Annotated in this window: 20 protein-coding genes; 8 read left to right on the top strand and 12 right to left on the bottom strand. The window is 39.1% G+C overall.

Translation table 11 applies throughout. The features are described from left to right. The first annotated feature begins 650 nt into the window (after positions 1 to 650). Both FTV27_RS07190 and FTV27_RS07185 read left to right on the top strand, forming a co-directional pair. On the top strand, positions 651 to 1,025 hold the full coding sequence (locus tag FTV27_RS07190) for a hypothetical protein (protein WP_180003820.1): 375 nt from the start codon (positions 651 to 653) through the stop codon (positions 1,023 to 1,025). A 316-nt stretch (positions 1,026 to 1,341) separates the two neighbouring features. Beyond that, a complete protein-coding gene (locus FTV27_RS07185) occupies positions 1,342 to 1,509 on the top strand; it encodes a hypothetical protein (protein ID WP_180077743.1) in 168 nt (55 codons plus the stop codon). A gap of 91 nt (positions 1,510 to 1,600) precedes the next feature. Here FTV27_RS07185 and FTV27_RS07180 read toward each other — a convergent pair whose 3' ends face one another. Beyond that, complete coding sequence (locus FTV27_RS07180; protein ID WP_257229981.1) at positions 1,601 to 1,816, bottom strand: acyl-CoA thioesterase; 216 nt, start codon at positions 1,814 to 1,816, stop codon at positions 1,601 to 1,603. Between the two features lie 115 nt (positions 1,817 to 1,931). Then, the gene (locus tag FTV27_RS07175) at positions 1,932 to 2,114 is read right to left on the bottom strand and encodes a hypothetical protein (RefSeq protein ID WP_078193584.1); all 183 of its coding nucleotides are present in this window, start codon (positions 2,112 to 2,114) and stop codon (positions 1,932 to 1,934) included. 276 nt (positions 2,115 to 2,390) lie between these two features. Here FTV27_RS07175 and FTV27_RS07170 point away from each other — a divergent pair, with 276 nt between their 5' ends. From FTV27_RS07170 to FTV27_RS07160, 3 genes are all read left to right on the top strand, one after another. Beyond that, positions 2,391 to 3,596, top strand: a complete 1,206-nt coding sequence (locus tag FTV27_RS07170; protein WP_180003816.1) for a DUF1615 domain-containing protein — start codon at positions 2,391 to 2,393, stop codon at positions 3,594 to 3,596. Next, the gene (locus FTV27_RS07165) at positions 3,563 to 4,192 is read left to right on the top strand and encodes an HAD-IB family hydrolase (protein WP_180064243.1); all 630 of its coding nucleotides are present in this window, start codon (positions 3,563 to 3,565) and stop codon (positions 4,190 to 4,192) included. The genes FTV27_RS07170 and FTV27_RS07165 overlap by 34 nt, the downstream gene beginning before the upstream one ends. A gap of 176 nt (positions 4,193 to 4,368) precedes the next feature. Beyond that, positions 4,369 to 4,572 carry a hypothetical protein gene (locus tag FTV27_RS07160; protein ID WP_180003812.1) on the top strand — a complete coding sequence of 68 codons (204 nt, stop codon included), beginning with the start codon at positions 4,369 to 4,371 and terminating at the stop codon, positions 4,570 to 4,572. Positions 4,573 to 4,654: 82 nt separating this feature from the next. Here FTV27_RS07160 and FTV27_RS07155 read toward each other — a convergent pair whose 3' ends face one another. Further along, the gene (locus FTV27_RS07155) at positions 4,655 to 5,749 is read right to left on the bottom strand and encodes an acyl-CoA desaturase (protein WP_180077741.1); all 1,095 of its coding nucleotides are present in this window, start codon (positions 5,747 to 5,749) and stop codon (positions 4,655 to 4,657) included. Positions 5,750 to 5,761: 12 nt separating this feature from the next. Continuing rightward, positions 5,762 to 6,829 (bottom strand): ferredoxin reductase, encoded by a 1,068-nt coding sequence (locus tag FTV27_RS07150; RefSeq protein WP_180077739.1) that lies wholly within the window; start codon positions 6,827 to 6,829, stop codon positions 5,762 to 5,764. Positions 6,830 to 6,997: 168 nt separating this feature from the next. Here FTV27_RS07150 and fabR point away from each other — a divergent pair, with 168 nt between their 5' ends. Further along, positions 6,998 to 7,672, top strand: coding sequence for an HTH-type transcriptional repressor FabR (gene fabR, locus FTV27_RS07145; RefSeq protein WP_372491111.1), 675 nt, complete (start codon positions 6,998 to 7,000; stop codon positions 7,670 to 7,672). A gap of 62 nt (positions 7,673 to 7,734) precedes the next feature. On the opposite strand, the gene FTV27_RS07140 is transcribed toward fabR, so the two are convergent. Continuing rightward, positions 7,735 to 8,532, bottom strand: a complete 798-nt coding sequence (locus FTV27_RS07140) for an alpha/beta fold hydrolase (protein ID WP_180077737.1) — start codon at positions 8,530 to 8,532, stop codon at positions 7,735 to 7,737. A gap of 106 nt (positions 8,533 to 8,638) precedes the next feature. Then, positions 8,639 to 8,902 (bottom strand): PAAR domain-containing protein, encoded by a 264-nt coding sequence (locus FTV27_RS07135; RefSeq protein ID WP_078193592.1) that lies wholly within the window; start codon positions 8,900 to 8,902, stop codon positions 8,639 to 8,641. Positions 8,903 to 9,415: 513 nt separating this feature from the next. On the opposite strand from FTV27_RS07135, the gene FTV27_RS07130 reads away from it, so the two are divergent. After that, entirely contained in the window at positions 9,416 to 9,853 is a 438-nt protein-coding gene (locus tag FTV27_RS07130) for a hypothetical protein (protein WP_180077735.1), read from the top strand. 112 nt (positions 9,854 to 9,965) lie between these two features. On the opposite strand, the gene rapA is transcribed toward FTV27_RS07130, so the two are convergent. From rapA to FTV27_RS07105, 5 genes are all read right to left on the bottom strand, one after another. Next, entirely contained in the window at positions 9,966 to 12,803 is a 2,838-nt protein-coding gene (gene rapA / locus FTV27_RS07125) for an RNA polymerase-associated protein RapA (RefSeq protein WP_180003802.1), read from the bottom strand. 141 nt (positions 12,804 to 12,944) lie between these two features. After that, the gene (locus tag FTV27_RS07120; protein ID WP_180077733.1) at positions 12,945 to 13,589 is read right to left on the bottom strand and encodes an RluA family pseudouridine synthase; all 645 of its coding nucleotides are present in this window, start codon (positions 13,587 to 13,589) and stop codon (positions 12,945 to 12,947) included. A 133-nt stretch (positions 13,590 to 13,722) separates the two neighbouring features. After that, positions 13,723 to 14,427 (bottom strand): phosphopantetheine-binding protein, encoded by a 705-nt coding sequence (locus FTV27_RS07115; protein WP_180077732.1) that lies wholly within the window; start codon positions 14,425 to 14,427, stop codon positions 13,723 to 13,725. 161 nt (positions 14,428 to 14,588) lie between these two features. Continuing rightward, positions 14,589 to 14,729, bottom strand: a complete 141-nt coding sequence (locus FTV27_RS07110; protein ID WP_180077730.1) for a hypothetical protein — start codon at positions 14,727 to 14,729, stop codon at positions 14,589 to 14,591. A gap of 574 nt (positions 14,730 to 15,303) precedes the next feature. Beyond that, the gene (locus FTV27_RS07105; RefSeq protein WP_180077728.1) at positions 15,304 to 16,086 is read right to left on the bottom strand and encodes a hypothetical protein; all 783 of its coding nucleotides are present in this window, start codon (positions 16,084 to 16,086) and stop codon (positions 15,304 to 15,306) included. Between the two features lie 156 nt (positions 16,087 to 16,242). On the opposite strand from FTV27_RS07105, the gene FTV27_RS07100 reads away from it, so the two are divergent. Continuing rightward, complete coding sequence (locus FTV27_RS07100) at positions 16,243 to 17,157, top strand: LysR family transcriptional regulator (RefSeq protein ID WP_180077726.1); 915 nt, start codon at positions 16,243 to 16,245, stop codon at positions 17,155 to 17,157. Positions 17,158 to 17,266: 109 nt separating this feature from the next. Here FTV27_RS07100 and FTV27_RS07095 read toward each other — a convergent pair whose 3' ends face one another. After that, the gene (locus FTV27_RS07095; RefSeq protein ID WP_180023855.1) at positions 17,267 to 17,683 is read right to left on the bottom strand and encodes a heme-binding protein; all 417 of its coding nucleotides are present in this window, start codon (positions 17,681 to 17,683) and stop codon (positions 17,267 to 17,269) included. Between the last annotated feature and the right edge of the window lie 59 nt (positions 17,684 to 17,742).

Here is a 17,742-nt window from a genome sequence, read left to right as displayed (position 1 = left end):
CAATGGCTTTTATGGCTTCAGCTTTAAATTCTGCGGTGTAAGTCTTCTGTTTCTTGCTCATGGTAAACTCCTAATGAGTATGTATAGTTTACCAAGTTAAACCCTCCTGTTTTTTAAGCACACATCAGTAATCTAACCCACCTGCCATAGGTGCCACCCACAGTTTTCTCTCGATGGGACGATCGAATAATTCTTGAATGACAGGATGTTGACTCAATGTTTTAACCTCTAGCTATATTTAGCAAATGATGCGCGAACCACATTCGAAATCTTCCAAGCCACTTTTACAATGCTAAATTCAAATCTATGTTCGCAAAATCAGTTGAGCGTAAAAACGTTTCATGGCAATGATTATGCAATTGAATGATGACAATGAACATCAACATCGTTCAACGCTTAAATTGAGGAATTTGAAGCTTCGGAATTGGACGGCAAATTTGCAATGCGATAGTTTAGTAATTCCATACAAAAATTTCTACGCTTTTGCTTAAGAGTCGTTGAAACTTATGCATCAGCCATGTAGTTAACACACTATCGATTCAACATCAGACTTTCAGCAGATCTGCCTGTACAGGTGTTACTATAGAGGGATACTGCTAAAATCATTGAAAACTTAAACCCGATAAATTCACATCATTGAGTTTAACTTTATGAAAAAATTGAAAATTCTCTCTTTTATATTTTTCGCTACCATATTGACTGCCTGCCAACAACCGAATGACGAGGTGGCTGCAGCTGAAAGCCAAAACGCTGATTTAACAACGGAACAAGCGACTCAACAATTTGAGCAGTCAGATGCGCAAATCAGTCAATACCTTGATGTTTTAGATGCCCCAAGCACATCTATCAAGGAAAAAACACAAGTCTTATGTCATGACTACCCTCATGAATATAAAACCAACTATATGCCTGCCATGCTCAAACTCGCAGCCCAAGACTATACTCAAGATAAAATGTTGAATGATTTGAAGATTGCACAGGACTATTACAAAGAAAAACTCAAAATTGAATGCCCTGCTGAATAACCTCCGTTTCATCATGGCGTCATAATTGTGCGATAAATTGTTATTAAGCGAAAAGTGTGTAAGTTTCGCTGTAATAACAACGTAAAATACACTTCCCGATTTATTCGGGTTTTTCTTTTTTAAAGTCTTTAAAATATTAAACGATATTTGAATGACACATATTATTTTGTGATGGATTTCAAGCCATTGATTTATTGTGATAAATTTTTCGTTAAAGTTCACAATCTAGCCACATAATAACCCATTTTAATTACACTTTTATCATGATTAATACATTAAGTTGTTTTTTCCAAAAAAATAGACTGAATATTGAATCATGAAAACTTTAAACAAAGTACTTTTCGCTACACTTATCTCTGCTGCTACAACTACATTTGCTGCTGAAGAACAAAAAGTTGAAGCTGCTGCATCTGAAGCTCAAACAACTGAAGTTGCTCAAGACGCAACTGAAGCGGCACCTGCTTCTGAAGCTGTTGCAAAATAATTGAGCAAAAATTTAAAAGCCCACAGATAGTGGGTTTTTAAATTCACAGACATTTTATGTTTGTCACAGTATACAATCACTTTGATATCTGTTATTTAAAATATAAACGTTGAATTTGTCGTGCCCGCCGGTTTAAACCTAATATTTCTTTTCTTTGCAAAATATCTTCTTCACAAAATCCCAAGCGCTGGATTAACTCAGGCATTGCTAAGCCTGCATGTTCGATCAACTCGGCATCTTGTTCAGTTGACCAAATAACTTTTGAAGCTGTTAATTTTTGCTGACGTTTTGACCTTCTCATTTGCATAGTATAAAAGACTTTTGGCTAATTCACAAAAAAGCCCACCCGATGTGAGCTTTTTTGCACAGACTGAGTATTCATCATCTATTGGATTGAAATATAAATTTACTGAACGATGATGTTAAAGATTTTCATCCTTTGTGATCATCACTGAGGTTAAAATTGGAACTGCAAAACAAGGTAGTAAGAGTAAGATCCAATATTCCACCATTGGTTTAGCCACAACAAAGTTTATAACGATTGCCCCCAATACCATAACTAACGCAATCAAACCTAAGAAACGACTGAAAAATTTAGCTGGCATAACAATCCCCTTAAAAAATTATGGATTTCAGCTAGTATATACCTTCATTTTTTATAATCTGTTGAAAATGATATTGGAATATTCATCTATTTAGCTCAAAAAGCATTCTTTTTCCAATCATCCTGACAGAACTGCTTGTTTTTACACGCGTAGATCTCCATAAATAGATTGACAGTCCCCTATGAGGCATATACATATTTATTCATTACTTATGTATTTTGCATAGTATACTGCTCCTGCTTTGTCGCCCCCATATGGCTGAGTTTATTGGAAAATATGAACAAAACTTTTTCGACCACATTATGCTTTAAATCCCTTTCTGTACTGGCTTTATCCATTGGCTTGGCTGCCTGTGGTAATGGTTCATGGTGGAGCAAAGATGAACCCACTATGGAAGCGGAACAGATTAAAAAAGCCATTCCACCTCGCGTGAATGAACGTCTGTCATGGGCCAATGATATCTACGACATTAGTGATCAGCTCGGTATTCCGACCACGAAAGAAAATGTCTGTACGATTGTTGCTGTGGTCGATCAAGAGTCCAATTTTGTTGCTGACCCACATGTGCCGGGACTCGGTGAAAAAGCCGTTAAAGAAGTTCAAGATCGTCTTGAAGAAAAGTTTAAAGATAAATTGGGTGATGGCATCGGAGGTACGGTCGCTGGCTATTTCCAAGATGTGTTAAAAAATCAGCCGAGTCCGGAAGATAACTATTTGAGCCAAATGCGCCGCGTTCAAACTGAACGTGAACTAGACGAGCTATATCGTGAAATTTTTGACTACATGTCTAAACATTATCACGTGAGTGCATTAACAGGCGCGGCGAAACTGGTTGGACAAGATATTGGTGAAAAGCTCAACCCCATTACCACTTTGGGTTCGATGCAAGTTCATATAGGCTATGCCAAAGACCACAAACGCCAAGGTGGAAATATTGCCGCACTACGCACAGACATGTATAGCCAATATGGCGGTTTGTATTATGGCATCCACCGTTTAATGATGTATCCGGCTGAATATGACAAACCGATTTATCGTTTTGCAGATTATAACTCGGGTCGTTATTCGAGTCGTAATGCGGCATTCCAAAGCATGTTGAATGACTTGACCCCTGCTGAGCTCGGCTTAGATGGTGACCTCTTACTTTATAATAAAGATGGTTCTCCACGTTCTGCAAAAAGCCAGTCTGAAACCGCGTTGATTGCCGTTTTTGCAGAAAACAATGTGATCGCGACGCCACGTCAAATTCGTTCAGATCTTAAAAAAGAAAAAGATCAGGACTTTGAAGATACTTTAACGTATAAAGCGGTCAAAAAGTTGTACCAAGAAAAGACTGGTAAAGAACCGTTTTACGCCATGATGCCTGAAGTCGTAATTTCGGGGCCAAAATTAAGCCGTGATTACAATACCAATTGGTTTGCCACACGAGTCGATGGACGTTATCAAACATGCATGCGCCGCATCAAAAACCTAAAACTCTAGCCTTATTTGATTTTGACGGAACCCTGTGTAACAAAGACAGTTTTACAGGGTTCATCTTCTATTCCCTGCCTAAAAGGCATATCGTGCGCCAAGGGATTAAAATTCTCCCTTGGATTCAAGGCTATTATCTCAAGCTATATCCTGCACATGCAATGCGTCCTCGCCTATATGCCGCAATGTTTAGCCAAGCCAATCATGAGCAGGTTTTAAATCAAGCAGCGCAATATGCTGAACATTTGATGGCAGAACTCAATCCTTCACTGTATGAACAATTACAGCAACACCAAAAACGCGGTCATGAAGTCGTGTTGGTTTCTGCATCCGTCGATTTATATCTTAAACCTGTGGCCAAAAAGCTTGGGGTCAAACTGATTTGTACCGAAACAGCAGCCAATGACCAAATACTGACTGGTTTGTATCAAACCTTAGACTGTAGTGGCGAGCAAAAGAAAATTCGAGTTTTGGAGCAATTTAACCTTCAAGACTATGAGCATGTTTATGCCTATGGAAATAGCGATGAAGACCTCGCTATGTTTGAATTGGCCACCCACCATTTCATGAATGGAAAGGATAAACGCCTACCTGAACTCGACTAAAGTCGAGTGATTTAGTTTGGTTTATTAATCAAAGTTAACAATCACAAACTTAAATTTAAGTCGCTCTAATATATGATTAAATTTTGAAAATTCTGCTTTTATTTTGACTTTATAGTGTGCTATTTTTCTCATTAATTAGAAATAATGCGGTCAAATATTAAAAGCGGGAAAAGAATATGAATCAATTCAATCCACCGAAATATGTCAAAGGCCTCCATATTAAATTTGGCGAAAATCCATTTGTACTCCTTGCTCAATTTGCCTTCTCAGCCACTCGCCAGATGTGGACGAAAGAAGAAATTGAATTGGTCATTCGTATGGCTAAAAAAGGAAATTATATGAATTTGATTAAGATCCTCAAATTACATATCAAAAATTGAAATAAATATTTTCCCCAAAGTTAATATAAAAAAGCCATGCAATTGCATGGCTTTTTTTCCCGTAAATTTAGTGTAGCGTTTATTACTTTTTAAATGGAAACGCATATTTCACAATACGTTTTAGTACACTGCCGTACTGTTTCACTAAACTTGCGTTGTTATAGTTCAAACCATATTTTTCACATACGGCCTGTACTTTTGGCGCCATTTTACGATAACGACGCGCAGGAACATCTGGGTATAAATGGTGTTCGATCTGATGGCTTAAATGCCCTGTCAAAATGTGAAATGCTTCTGAACCAGTAAGGTTTGAAGAACCACGGATTTGACGCATGTACCAATGTCCACGGCTTTCATTTTCAAGTACTTTTTTCGGGAAAACTTCAACATCTTTGGTAAAGTGACCACAGAAAATAATACTAAATGTCCAAATATTACGAAGACCATTCGCAACGAGGTTCCCTGTGAACACAGGTAATGCTGCCGGCCCTGCAATAAGCGGGAAGAACACATAGTCTTTAAATAATTGCTTGCCGATTTTGGCTTGCATTGGCTTCCATTCTTCTTTGGTCTGCTGTTTTGTTTTGCGACCTTTAAAGTATTTACCCAATTCAAGGTTTTGAATGGCAACCCCCCATTGGAACAATAAGCAAAATGGAATGCTATAAATCGGTTGTAATAGATAGCCCGGCTTCCAACGCTGTTCTGGGAATAAACGAACGAGACCATAACCAATATCATCATCCATACCTTTAATGTTGGTATAGGTATGATGTTTAAAATTGTGAGTTTGGCGCCAGTTATCTGCAGTACCCACGATATCCCATTCATAAGTCTGACCATTGAATTTAGGATCATTCATCCAGTCATATTGACCATGCATGACATTATGACCTAATTCCATGTTTTCCATGATTTTGGCAAAACCTAAAAGACCTGTGCCTAAAATCCACGCTGGCGGAAACCAACCTGCAAACAATAATGCACGACCTGCCATAGATGAATATCGAATAGTCGAATACACACGACGAATGTATTTCGCATCCTTTTCACCTAAGTCATCTAAAACTTCTTGCTTAATCGCGTCAAGCTCACGCGCAAGTTCATCTAATTGCGATTGGGTTAACTCACGGTTTTTAGGATTTTTAAAATATTCAATTTTTACAGGCATGTTCATATTTTTTCTACCTTATAAATCAATAACGAGATCTGACTGTGCTGAGTTCACACAAATTTTGAGTAAATTACCCGGTTCTGTATTTTGGCTACCATTGACCATATTTTTAGTCGAACCTTCAACTTTGTTGCAGGCACATTTATTACAAATGCCCATACGGCAACCGTGGTTTGGTTTGATATTTTGCTGTTCAAGACTGGCTAGAATTGATTGGCCTTTTGGAATACTGACGGTTTTATTGGATTGCGTAAGCGTGACATTCACAAAACCAATGTCATCCGTTGCAATTGGACTCATGCTAAATGCTTCACTCATAAAGCATTGTGCATGATCAAATAACGCTTCGGCCTGAGTGACGAAACCCGATGGACCACATGCAAACACAGTACTGTGCTCAATGTTGTCAAATTGAGCAGCGTGAGCGGCATTTAATCGTGGATCGGGAACATCTTCTTGGGTAAAGAAAATTTGAAATTTAAAGTTTGGATATTGATTTGCCAAAGCTTCGAAGCGTAATTTGAATGCGGCATCATCGTGATACTTAACCCAATACATTAACTGAATTGGTTGCTCCGCAATTTGCTTGGTTTTGCTCATCGCTTTCAACAAACTCAACATTGGCGTAATACCACTACCCGCAGCCAATAGTAGCAACGGCGCAGAATTTGACACCAAAGTCATATCACCAAAAGGCTGACCAAATTCTAAGATGTCACCCACTTGTGCTTGTTCTACGAGCCAAGTACTCACGATACCCGTATTCACTTTTTTTACGCTAAGCAATACGTGTTGATCATCCAACTGAGTCAAACTATAAGTACGTTCGTAACGGATACCATTTACGCAAGCAAAAACAGGATGATGCTGACCAGCTTCGCCAATTTTAAATAAACGGTTCACCTGTATGGTTAGGCTGACCATCTCATTTGCTGCATTTTCTTTTTGTACAATTTTGCCGAGAGCCTGATTACCAGACCATAACGGATTAAATTTCTGTAACCAGAAATTTACCGCATTGACGTCTACAACACTGTCTTTGAGTGCGTTTAAAGGCTTTTTCGCTTTTTCGAGTACATGCATAATCAAATACAACTCATGGGAGGTTTTTAATTATTATACACATGTATATATATTTGTATATACGATTGTACATTTAATCGACATTTTCACAAAAGCTATTAGCAGACGCTATAATATGTTAATGTTTTTAATCTATTAAAAAATATGACTCAGTCTGCACAGACGAATATGGTTAACATGTACCAGGAAGAATTACATTCTGAAGCTGAAACTCCACTTGCAGTTCGCACTGTAGGTCGTAAAGCAACGATTACCAAGGAAGAACTGTTTCAGGCAGCGCTTAATTTAATTGGTCCACAAAAAAGTATTTCATCACTGAGTTTGCGTGAAGTTGCACGTGAAGCTGGCATTGCTCCAAATAGTTTTTATCGTCACTTCAAAGATATTGATGAATTAGCCATTGAGTTGATTGATCGAGCTGGTGGTGTGTTACGTCAAATTTTGCATGAAGCACGCCTTCAGGCATCACGCCAAAGCAGTATTATTCGTAGTTCAGTTGAAGTATTTATTCAGCAGCTAGATGCCGATGAAGGCAACTTAAGCCTTTTACTTCGTGAAGGCTATACTGGTTCGCATTCCTATAAAAATGCAGTTGAGCGTCAACTTAACTATTTCCAACAAGAATTAAGAGAAGATTTAATCGTCCTAGAACGTTTAAATCAGAGTAAGTTGGCTCATCCTGACATCGTGGCACGTGGTATTACCCAATTGGTGTTTAACATGGGTGCAAAAGTCATTGATCTACCGACAGAACAACGCAAAGAAGTTGCCGAACAAACCATGATTATGATTCGCATGATTTTGGAAGGTGCTCGCCATTTAGACGAAGCACAGATTCGCTAAAAATTAACGGTCAAAAAAAGGAGACGTTCAGGTCTCCTTTTTTATGAGCAAAATTTATTTTTCTAATACTGTAAGTACTGCATGACGTGTAGCGCTGTCTGTTTCGGCTGCTCAAGTGGAAACATGTGCCCACCTTCAACTACACTATAATCTATACCATAGGTTTTCTTCATTCCGTCAGGCAAACCTTGTTTATAAAAATGGCTGTTATCTGCAGTGATAAAGTGTACAGGCATTTGAGGGGCTTTACGTGGAGTACGCCACCACCATGCAGGTACTGTACGGAAAATTTGCGCTTCCACGGCTTTTGGAATGCTGAGGGTCACGCCACCGCGTTTTTCATCAGTGCGAACACCTTGTGCAAAATAATCCTCAAAACATTGCGGATCAAAACTTTTAAATAAACGATTATTCCGTAGTGCCGTATAGGCTTCATCCAAATTTGGCCAATGGTCATTACGCTTCAATGTAATTGCCGCTGGGGTAAGTTTATCGACGGCTTTGAGCTTTAATTTTTGCATACCTTCAAAAATGGCAGACTTAGGACCGATTACGAAAGGTGGATCCATAATAATCAGTTGTGAAAACAAATCTGGACGTTTATAAGCCGCCATAAGGGTGACTAAAGAGCCAAAAGAATGCCCAAGCCCAATCACTTTTTGTTTTGGAAATTGGTGCTCGATATCTGCGATGACTTGTTCGACCAAATATCGCCAATCTTTGGTGATCGGATAGCGCTCATCCATACCAATAAGCGGAATCGCCTTCACATCAAATTGCGGTGTAAAGTAGGATAAAAACTTTCGATAACTTGCAGCAGGAATACCATTGGCATGGGTAAAATGGATCGCGCTTTTCATCTAGAACTCATCCAATCAACTGATGATGCCACATCATAAAGAGATCAATACGATTTAAACAGGACCCAATGAGTTTATCTAGATGACCTCAAAGTCAGTTTGCAGATTATTTTTGTGAACCGACCATTGATTGATTCGGTAAAAATGTTGCGCCACAAGTGGTTTTATCTCCAGCAACCACAACACCTCGCCCCTTTACCGTTGTACTTTGATCTGCCGCGATCGCAGCCACAGTCGAATTACATTTCGGGCAATAATGTTTCATGCCATTTAAATGTACTGCAATACCATTAATCACAAATGAAGGTTCACATTCTGAAACCACACCACCGTGTGACGTTTTACTACCTAAGGTAATTAAGGATTTCATATTTTTATTTTCTTCTAACGAACTGCTGAAATTTGAAGCATTTTAACGGAACTGCCCTCAACTCGCTAGCATCGACGTATAAATTTAACCAAGCCAAAACTTTACTTAACTAAAGCATTAAAACACGACCTTAAGGCAGTTCGTGAACAATCATTTGATTATGATGCTATCGCTATATGCCCTAATACATTTAATCATTTCACTTTCATAATTCAATCGACATCAATAACGACAACTTATGTCGCGATGCCGATTCTTTTATTAATCAAATCTTGTATATTGGGTATAGCAATGAGCATGAAGCGTAGCGCCCTATATTAACAATTGCAGTATTTAACTGAACTTCGAATCAGAACAAGGTGTGTTTCTACACCATGATTAACTTTAGATCGTTCATAGAATGAACACATTATCCAAAACCATTTTTAGAAAAATTTAGATTCGAAACGTAGCACCATTTCATTTTATTGCGCCGATAAATAAAGCATAACCATTCTATTTTCAGGAGGTTTTATGATTTTAATAAATGACTTTGATTTAACCCAACCGCAAAAAGTCATCGTGTTAGACCATACACTAGATGACTCAACCCTGTTAACTGAAGTACTCGCTTTGTGTAAGACCGCAGACCCAGAGCTCATCGTGGCGGAAAGCAAAGAGGCTGATTTAGTTCTACGCTTATTACCTGAAATACATGATTATTGTGGTGCCATTGCCTTAAAACAGCCGCTATGTAATGACATCGACTTTGATTTACTTAGTGTTCATTATGTAACACGCAGCCAAGCAGAACGAAGTACGATCCAAATTCAGTTAGCAAAAAATCATCCTGACTATACAAAGCTTGATGGCATATTTTATATGTTGGATGAAAATGAAGATTTTGATCAAGCTGTAGAATTGCTGAAGAATAGTTACTTTTTTTATGCCGATGTCGACAATTTAGATTAAAAATAAACAATACAAAACTTTGATTTAGCGTAAATCTGTCGTGATTAATTTTACAGTTATAATTTTAGCCATAAAAAAAAGCACCCTAAGGTGCTTTTTTAAGATTCTTAACTTATGGCTTAACCACTACCATAATTTGAATCGCTTCTGGTGTAACCGCTAGACCATCAAGCAGTGTTAAACCTTCTTTTTGCAGTTTTTGTAAACGTGCAATTTCGTCTTCACGAATACTTGGGTTGAACTGCTTCAAATAAGTTAAACGGTCAATTTCATATTGCCATTTGCTACCGTAGATTTCTTTGGCTTGTTGTTTAAAGCCCGGTAATGCACCACGAGCAATTTCAAGCGCTTGCGTATAACGCTGTTCAATGACATCACGACGCGCCTTAACCACTTGGCGGCAACTGTTGCCATCAAGATGATGTAAATAAGGACGTAAAATTTCAGGTGCAATTTTTTGCGATAAATCCTGACCTTTTTCGCTCAGTAATACACGAACCAACTGTTGTGGCAAACTTGACGGCAAATTCAATGCTTTCGGTGCAACGACATCGACTTTAAACCACACTTCCATTAACACAGAACCTTGCGGTAAAGCGGCCGATTTCAATACAGCAACGTTGGTACTACCAAAGCCTTGCGTATTAATCATTTCCATCACACTTTCAGTGAATGGATGCTCAAGTGTTAAATATTGAGCATCTTCACGGATCTGTGCTTGGTCACGATAGAACGTCGCCGTCATACCTTCTTCGTCCAAAGTCAGACCTTGAACTTGCATTTGATCCGTTGGCTTGATGATCACGGTACCATTACTTTGCTCATCAAAATCAATGTTTGTAGACGCCATGAAGCGCTTCATAAACATTGGCAAGGTTGTATTGTCGTCGTAGTCTTCAAGTGCAGTCACAATTTCTTGCGCTACAATTGGACGGCAAGAGTTGTACTCAAGTAAACGGTCACGACCTTCTTGAAGTTCAGCTTCAAGTGCTTCACGTTGTACACTTACGGCTTCGAGCAGATCTTCAAACTCTTGGCCTTTATCTGCCAACAAACAATCTTTCAGATTGACGATAAAGTTTTCTTGGAGAGTTTGCGCTGTCGGGGAGATATTACAGAAAATATTTAATGCTTCGTTATACCAACGGAACATACGCTCTTGAGCAGTACCAACCAGATAAGGCACATGAATTTGAATACGATTTTCTTGACCAATACGGTCTAAACGACCAATACGTTGTTCAAGTACATCTGGGTTTGCAGGCAAGTCAAACAAAACTAAGTCCGATGCAAACTGGAAGTTACGACCTTCAGAACCAATTTCTGAACATAGTAAAATTTGCGCACCGTATGACTCTTCAGCAAAGTAAGCTGCTGCTTGGTCACGCTCTAATAAGCTCATGCCTTCATGGAACATCGCAGTGCGAATACCCGCATGCAAACGAAGTACATTTTCTAAAGACTCAACCACTGGACCACTACGTGCAATCAATAACACTTTTTTGTGTTTCAGGTCTGTACGCAGACGTTCCATCAACCACATCACACGTGGATCTGTTTCCATCCACGAGCCATCAAGCTGCGCTTCTTCAGGCCACATTTGTTCACGTAGCTTGCCATCTTTAGACCAGTTTTCTGGTGCAGGTAATGGCGCAGGCTGACAGTCACGACCTGGGAAGCCTTGAATCGCTTCACGTGTATTACGGAATAAAATACGGCCTGTACCATGACGGTCTAATAATTCGTGAATGGCACGGAAGCGTTGTTCTGGCTCGTCAGTAATTCGATGACCTAATAGACTTTCAATCGCTGCCAAATGCCCTTCTTCGAGTGGTAGATCAGACATCAGCACTTCAGCAATTTTAGCTGTTTGGTGATACTGCTCTTCTTCATCCAAGAAACGATCAAGAGAACTAAAACGTTGTGGATCGAGCAGACGTAAACGTGCAAAGTGACTTTCCACACCTAATTGTTCAGGCGTTGCGGTTAATAACAAGACACCCGGCGTTTTTTCAGCAAGTTCTTCAACAAGGTCATAACGGTCATTGCCGCCTTCTTCTTCTGACCACATTAAATGATGGGCTTCATCGACTACGAGCAAATCAAACCCAGCTTCAAGGGCTTGTTCACGCAAGTCATCATGGTCGATCATCAAATCGACACTCGCAATGATGCATTGTTCTGTTAAGAATGGGTTGAGATCTGGATCGTGTTCTTTAATTGATGCTGTACGTGTCAGATCAAATAATGAGAACTCAAGATTGAAACGACGACGCATTTCAATCATCCATTGATATTGCAATGAATCAGGTACTAAGACCAAGATACGTTCTGAACGACCCGTTTTGAGTTGCTGATGAATAATCAGACCTGCTTCGATGGTTTTACCTAGACCCACTTCATCAGCAAGTAATACACGTGGAGCAAAACGTTTACCCACTTCATGCGCAATATACAGTTGGTGTGGAATGAGACCCACACGTGAACCTACCAAGCCACGTAGAGGGCTAGACTTCATATTGGCTTGAAGAAGCAGTGCTTCGATACGCAGGTCATACCATTCTTTATAGTCCACTTGGCTTGCAAGCAAACGATCTAATGGTTTTGCTAACTGAATACTTGCACCAATACGTGTTTCATTCAGTGCTTTACGCTCTTCTGTGCCATCGGCAAGTTTACGTACCGCGTTATAACGAACCACGCCACCACGGTCTTCAAGAGATTCAACAGTCCAAATTTGACCTTCTTGGTCTTGGACTTCGTCATTTACATTGAAAACAATACGAGATAAAGGTGCATTGTGACGGGCATAGACACGAGTTTCATCACTTTTCGGGAATAAAATGCTGACCGATCGCTCATCAACATCAATAAGAACACCTAAACCCAGTTCCGTTTCTGTATCTGATAACCAACGTTGACCAATAGCAAACTGCTGCAATTTTTCCACCTTTTTCTCAAGTTCGGTCTGAAAATATTATGCTCAAACTGTGAACGTTATTTGAGCAAAAATCTAGACCATAAAGCAATATATTTTGACATAAAGCCCACTAAATAGTGAGCAGAATTCTTAGGGATTTAAATGATTTTCCTAAAATGGTACAGGACAGTGAAATTCCACTGTTTGCTCTGTTTCAGGATGGTTAAAACTCAAATGCTCAGCATGTAAACATAAGCGCGGCATCAGCTGTTGTTGTTCAATTGTTGCATATAAAGTATCACCTACAATAGGATGACCTAAATATTGCATATGAACACGAAGCTGATGTGATCGACCGGTAATAGGAGTTAACACTACACGTGTTACGGCTTGACCCTGAATCTCAAAATGTTCAGTGGCTTTCCAATGCGTAAGTGCAGGCTTATTATGTGCAGGATCGGCAATATGCAGTGGCGGATGTTCTGGGTCATACACGACGGGTACATCAACAGTACCTTCACCTTCGAGCGTACCCGCAACCAATGCCTGATATGTTTTTGAAGTTTGACGTTCTTGGAACTGGCGTGAAATTCGATTTTGCCCTTGACGGGTTAATGCAAAAACCAAAATACCTGAGGTATCACGATCCAAACGATGGATGAGCAAAGTATTCGGCTCAATTTGTAATAATCGATTGATAACACAGTCTTGTAAATCTACTGTTTTTCCCGGAACTGTGAGTAAACCTGCTGGTTTATGGATCACCATAAAGTCAGTGTCACGATGTATCAGGTGTTCGGTTAGAAAATTACTCAAAGTTCAATCCAGTTCTGATCTCGAAAAACAAGGCGGCAATAATAAAAAGCTTAGCCAACAATTACAATGCACAAAGGCATATTTCCCGACGTATTTTCCGATTTAGAACAAAAATAATTCCAATTGGCTTTGTTTAGTCTGTACTGAGCAATTTTTCTAGCAATGCTTTTAAACTTGCATCATCTAAAAAGTCTTCATAACGGATGTTAGCACCATTGGCACGCCACAACCCAATTAAGCTGACCATGGCAATGGAATCGAGCCCATAACTACGTAAATCGATTAAGGGATCTATTTCCAATGCGTCCATATCTAGCTGCTCTGCAATAGCCAATAATATGCCTTTGGCTGACAAAACGAATTCAGTTGGTGCTGACAGATTCCAAAGTCGCATCAAATTATAACTACTCATATGATGTATACCTTGGCCTGACATGGAGTCCACCCACTGAATATGCTGTTCCTGATTATTCAGCACAATTGCGTCATCAACAATACAGATTTGCTCTGTTACGCTGTATAGATGCGGCAAGATCTGTTTCAGCATAGGTGTGATTTGCCCTGCAAAGATGAGCTGCGGGTGTGTTGTTGCATATTCACCGAGCTGCTGCATGCCTTGAAGTAAATCATCGCCATATAAGTCGACAATGGGAATCTCTAAGGCTTTGGCTTTATTGGTCAACTGGATAATATTTTCCATCAACTGCGTATCTTGTATGCCCTGCTGCAAGCGTAAATTTTGTAAGCCAACCAGTACCAATACCGACTGTGTTGAAGACAGCTGCCATTTTGCTTGAGATGGTGAAAATTGGATTTTTTTTGGCATGGGATAAAGCATACAGACTCGGTACATAACTCAAGTTGGAACAATTGATATGCTAACGCAGAATCATATCTGAAGGTGACTTTCGGCTACTGATGATTTACTTTTTGGTCAACTTTAAACTTATATATTTTTTTAATTCTATTAATTTTATTAGATAAACCTAAGTTTTGGTTTTATTCAAATTGGGATAAAAAATAATCTTGTAAATATTCAAGTGACTTACCCTCATACAGCAAAGAAAAATCACCATCGTGCTCTTCTAAACTTGAGCTGCCATCAATAACACCCAATACATTACTAATTGAATCAATCATTACTTGTCGTAAGATTGAAAAAAAATTCTCTTATGTTCGTCTGGCAAATTATTAAAAAAACTTATTGCATCAATAAAATAAGGATCTTTTATTTCTGATGGCAAGGTATCTGAAAACAATCCTTTATAGATTTCAAGGTTTTCGTTGATTATTCCTATTTTGAGTAAATATGCTAATTCCTTTGAGTCCATAGCTGTCCATTTATTTTAATTTGTATAACGTCCATTCTTTTTAAAAGAACATAAAAAATTTTCAAATATCATTTTTTTATTTTACGATAATTTCTTTAATATTCTTTTCATTCACAAACAATATTCGAGATACATCAATACTCATCATTGTAAAATATATGTATAGCTGCTCCTCCCTAGTATACATCGCATTAAGAATTACATTTTTTTAATATATTTCCTAAATCTGTATATTACATAGTATATCAAACTAGAACTGATCATTATAAAACACACTGCTAGCACTCCAATAAGCCCTGATACTTCAAACGACCACATTTTCTAGACTGTTTTACTACAATATGAATGCTGACAAGAGCACGACCCCTGTCAGCTTATCGTATTTATTTTTGTGGTTCGACGGTAGGTGCCGCCAATGGTGGTGACATCGGATGTGCCGAAGGTTCACCGCCTGCAACACGAGATAGAGGCAGCCACTGTGCAAGTATTGGATTGGTTCGATCAAATAGTGGAGTTAACTTTAATTCAGAAGGTAACAATTCACTCAAAGAGCTCATGCTTTCAAGTTTAGCCAAAGCCTTGATGCTATCTTCAGCCGCATTACCTGTATCCACTTTGGCAGCCACAGTCACAATACTGACTTGCTTTTCATCTTGATTAAACATCAGCCAAGCACTGGACAAACCTAGCGCCTGCGCTTGCTCTCGCAAAGTCGGCCAAACCTCTTTTAGTAGCTGATCTAACTGATCATGCTGTGTAGAAAACCGTTCAAAACGCACAACATGATGTGATGTTGCTAAGGGTTTAAAATCATGAGCACCAGCAACACGCCAAATATATCGCTGTACATTCAAGAAAAATGGACGGCTCCAAAACTTTACATTCGGCTCAAATTCCAATTCTTCACTGGTGAAACGCTCATAATCTTTTACATTTTCCCAAGTATCAAATAAGTAGCGTCCACCAGTCCAAAGCGCACCACTAAAACGGTCAAAACCAAGTGGCATATATTTGTGGCGCATGCCCGGACGCACATCCATGCTGCGACGTTCAATTTCCTGCATATTCACTAAATCATGCATCTTGATTTCACTTGCAACCGGGAAGTCTGAAGTAAACGCTGCTTCTGCCTGAATCGGGCCTGTTTCGTAGTTGAGAATCGCCATGTGTATCTCCTATATTCGTTGTGGAGTTGTATAAATAATTGCTCTCAGCCAGTGCTGAATCAGCTGTTAAACCCACTTTATCGAAAATAAATTCTTGAAAAAGATCTTCAAATTTAATTTACTTATTACATCATGTAATTAATAAGCAGAAATATTATGTTGCGTCACTATGATGATCTGCAAATCGGCAGTCTTGAATTATTCTGTTTAACCGTGGAAAAGAAAAGTTTCTCTGCTGCAGCAATTGCAGCAGGCATTTCTCCTGCCGCAGTCAGTAGAGCGATATCACGCATAGAAGCAAAATTTGGGGTAAAGCTATTTGTCCGCACTACACGCCAACTTAAAATTACCGATGCTGGGCAGCATTATTATTATTTTTGCAAACAAGCCCTGAATAGCCTACTCGAAGGTGAAATGCAAATCAGCGGTGAACAGGAACACCCCATCGGCTTACTGAAAATTAGCGTACCTACAGCTTATGCACATTATCGACTGCTGCCTAAAATGGCTAAATTTGCCGAGCTGTTTCCACACATCAAGCTCGAGATTCATGTCAGCAACCATAATGTAAATTTAGTAACTGATGATTATGATATTGCGATTCGCGGTAATGAGTTAACCGACTCTGGCTTAATTGCACGAAAACTTGAAGATGCTGCATTATGCATTGTTGCTACACCTGAATATTTGAAAAGGCACCCTGCACCTATGAACATCCAAGACTTACAGCATCACGAATGTATTTTGTTTGAATTGCCGAGTTCAGGTAAGTCTGGACCGTGGTCACTCATGGATGCAGGCAAAAAAATTATGGTTGATGTGCAAGGAAAAATTACCTGTAAAGATGATTATCTCTCGACCTTAATCTTAGCTAAATCAGGTGCGGGACTGATGCAGGTCTACCGCTTTTCAGTGGAGCAAGAATTACAAAGCGGCGCGTTGGTGGAAGTTCTCAAATCTTATAGCCAAACAACTCGGCCTTTTTATTTACTCTATCCAAAGTCTAACTATCAGTCTTCTAAACTCAAAGCATTTATCAATTTCATGCTGAATGCTTCGGCTCAATCTTAGAAAATTTCGATTTAATGCTATGGGCGAAGTTCCTAGACATTTAAATCAAAATAAAAAAAAGCCCAACATATCGATTGGGCTGAATTATCTATTTCACTCAAGATCATGCTTAGTTTTGCTGCGCGAAAAACTTCTCAATCGCCACTTGTGCAATTTCTGCATCTTGAAATGACTTTACCCCAGACACGCCCATTGCACCCACCAATTGCCCTTCATACAAAATCGGCTCACCACCTTCCAGCATGCCATTAAACGTCTGCATGGTTAAGAAACCCATCTGCCCACCTTTTATCAAATCTTCAAACAATTTAGATGGGCGCTTACTGATGGCTGAACATTTGGCTTTTTCTAAGCATAGATTTGCTGTCATTGGCGCTGCACCATCCATTCGTTTCATCGCCAATAAATTGCCTGTATCATCCATTACCGCAATGCTGACATTAAAACCTTGTTCAACTGCATAAGCATGTGCTGTGTTTAGTAAAAATTCTGCATCTGCCAAAGTTAAATAATGCTTGGTTTTCATTTAAAAATCCTTTTCTTAAAAAGCCGAACTTAAAACAACAAAAAAGCCCACAGCAGGCT

Origin of the sequence: Acinetobacter sp. YH12251 (assembly GCF_013417465.1) — a bacterium.
In the GTDB taxonomy this organism is placed as follows: domain Bacteria; phylum Pseudomonadota; class Gammaproteobacteria; order Pseudomonadales; family Moraxellaceae; genus Acinetobacter; species Acinetobacter amyesii.
The sequence above is the reverse complement of the archived record's forward strand: the minus strand, read 5'-3'. Positions and strand labels throughout refer to the sequence as shown.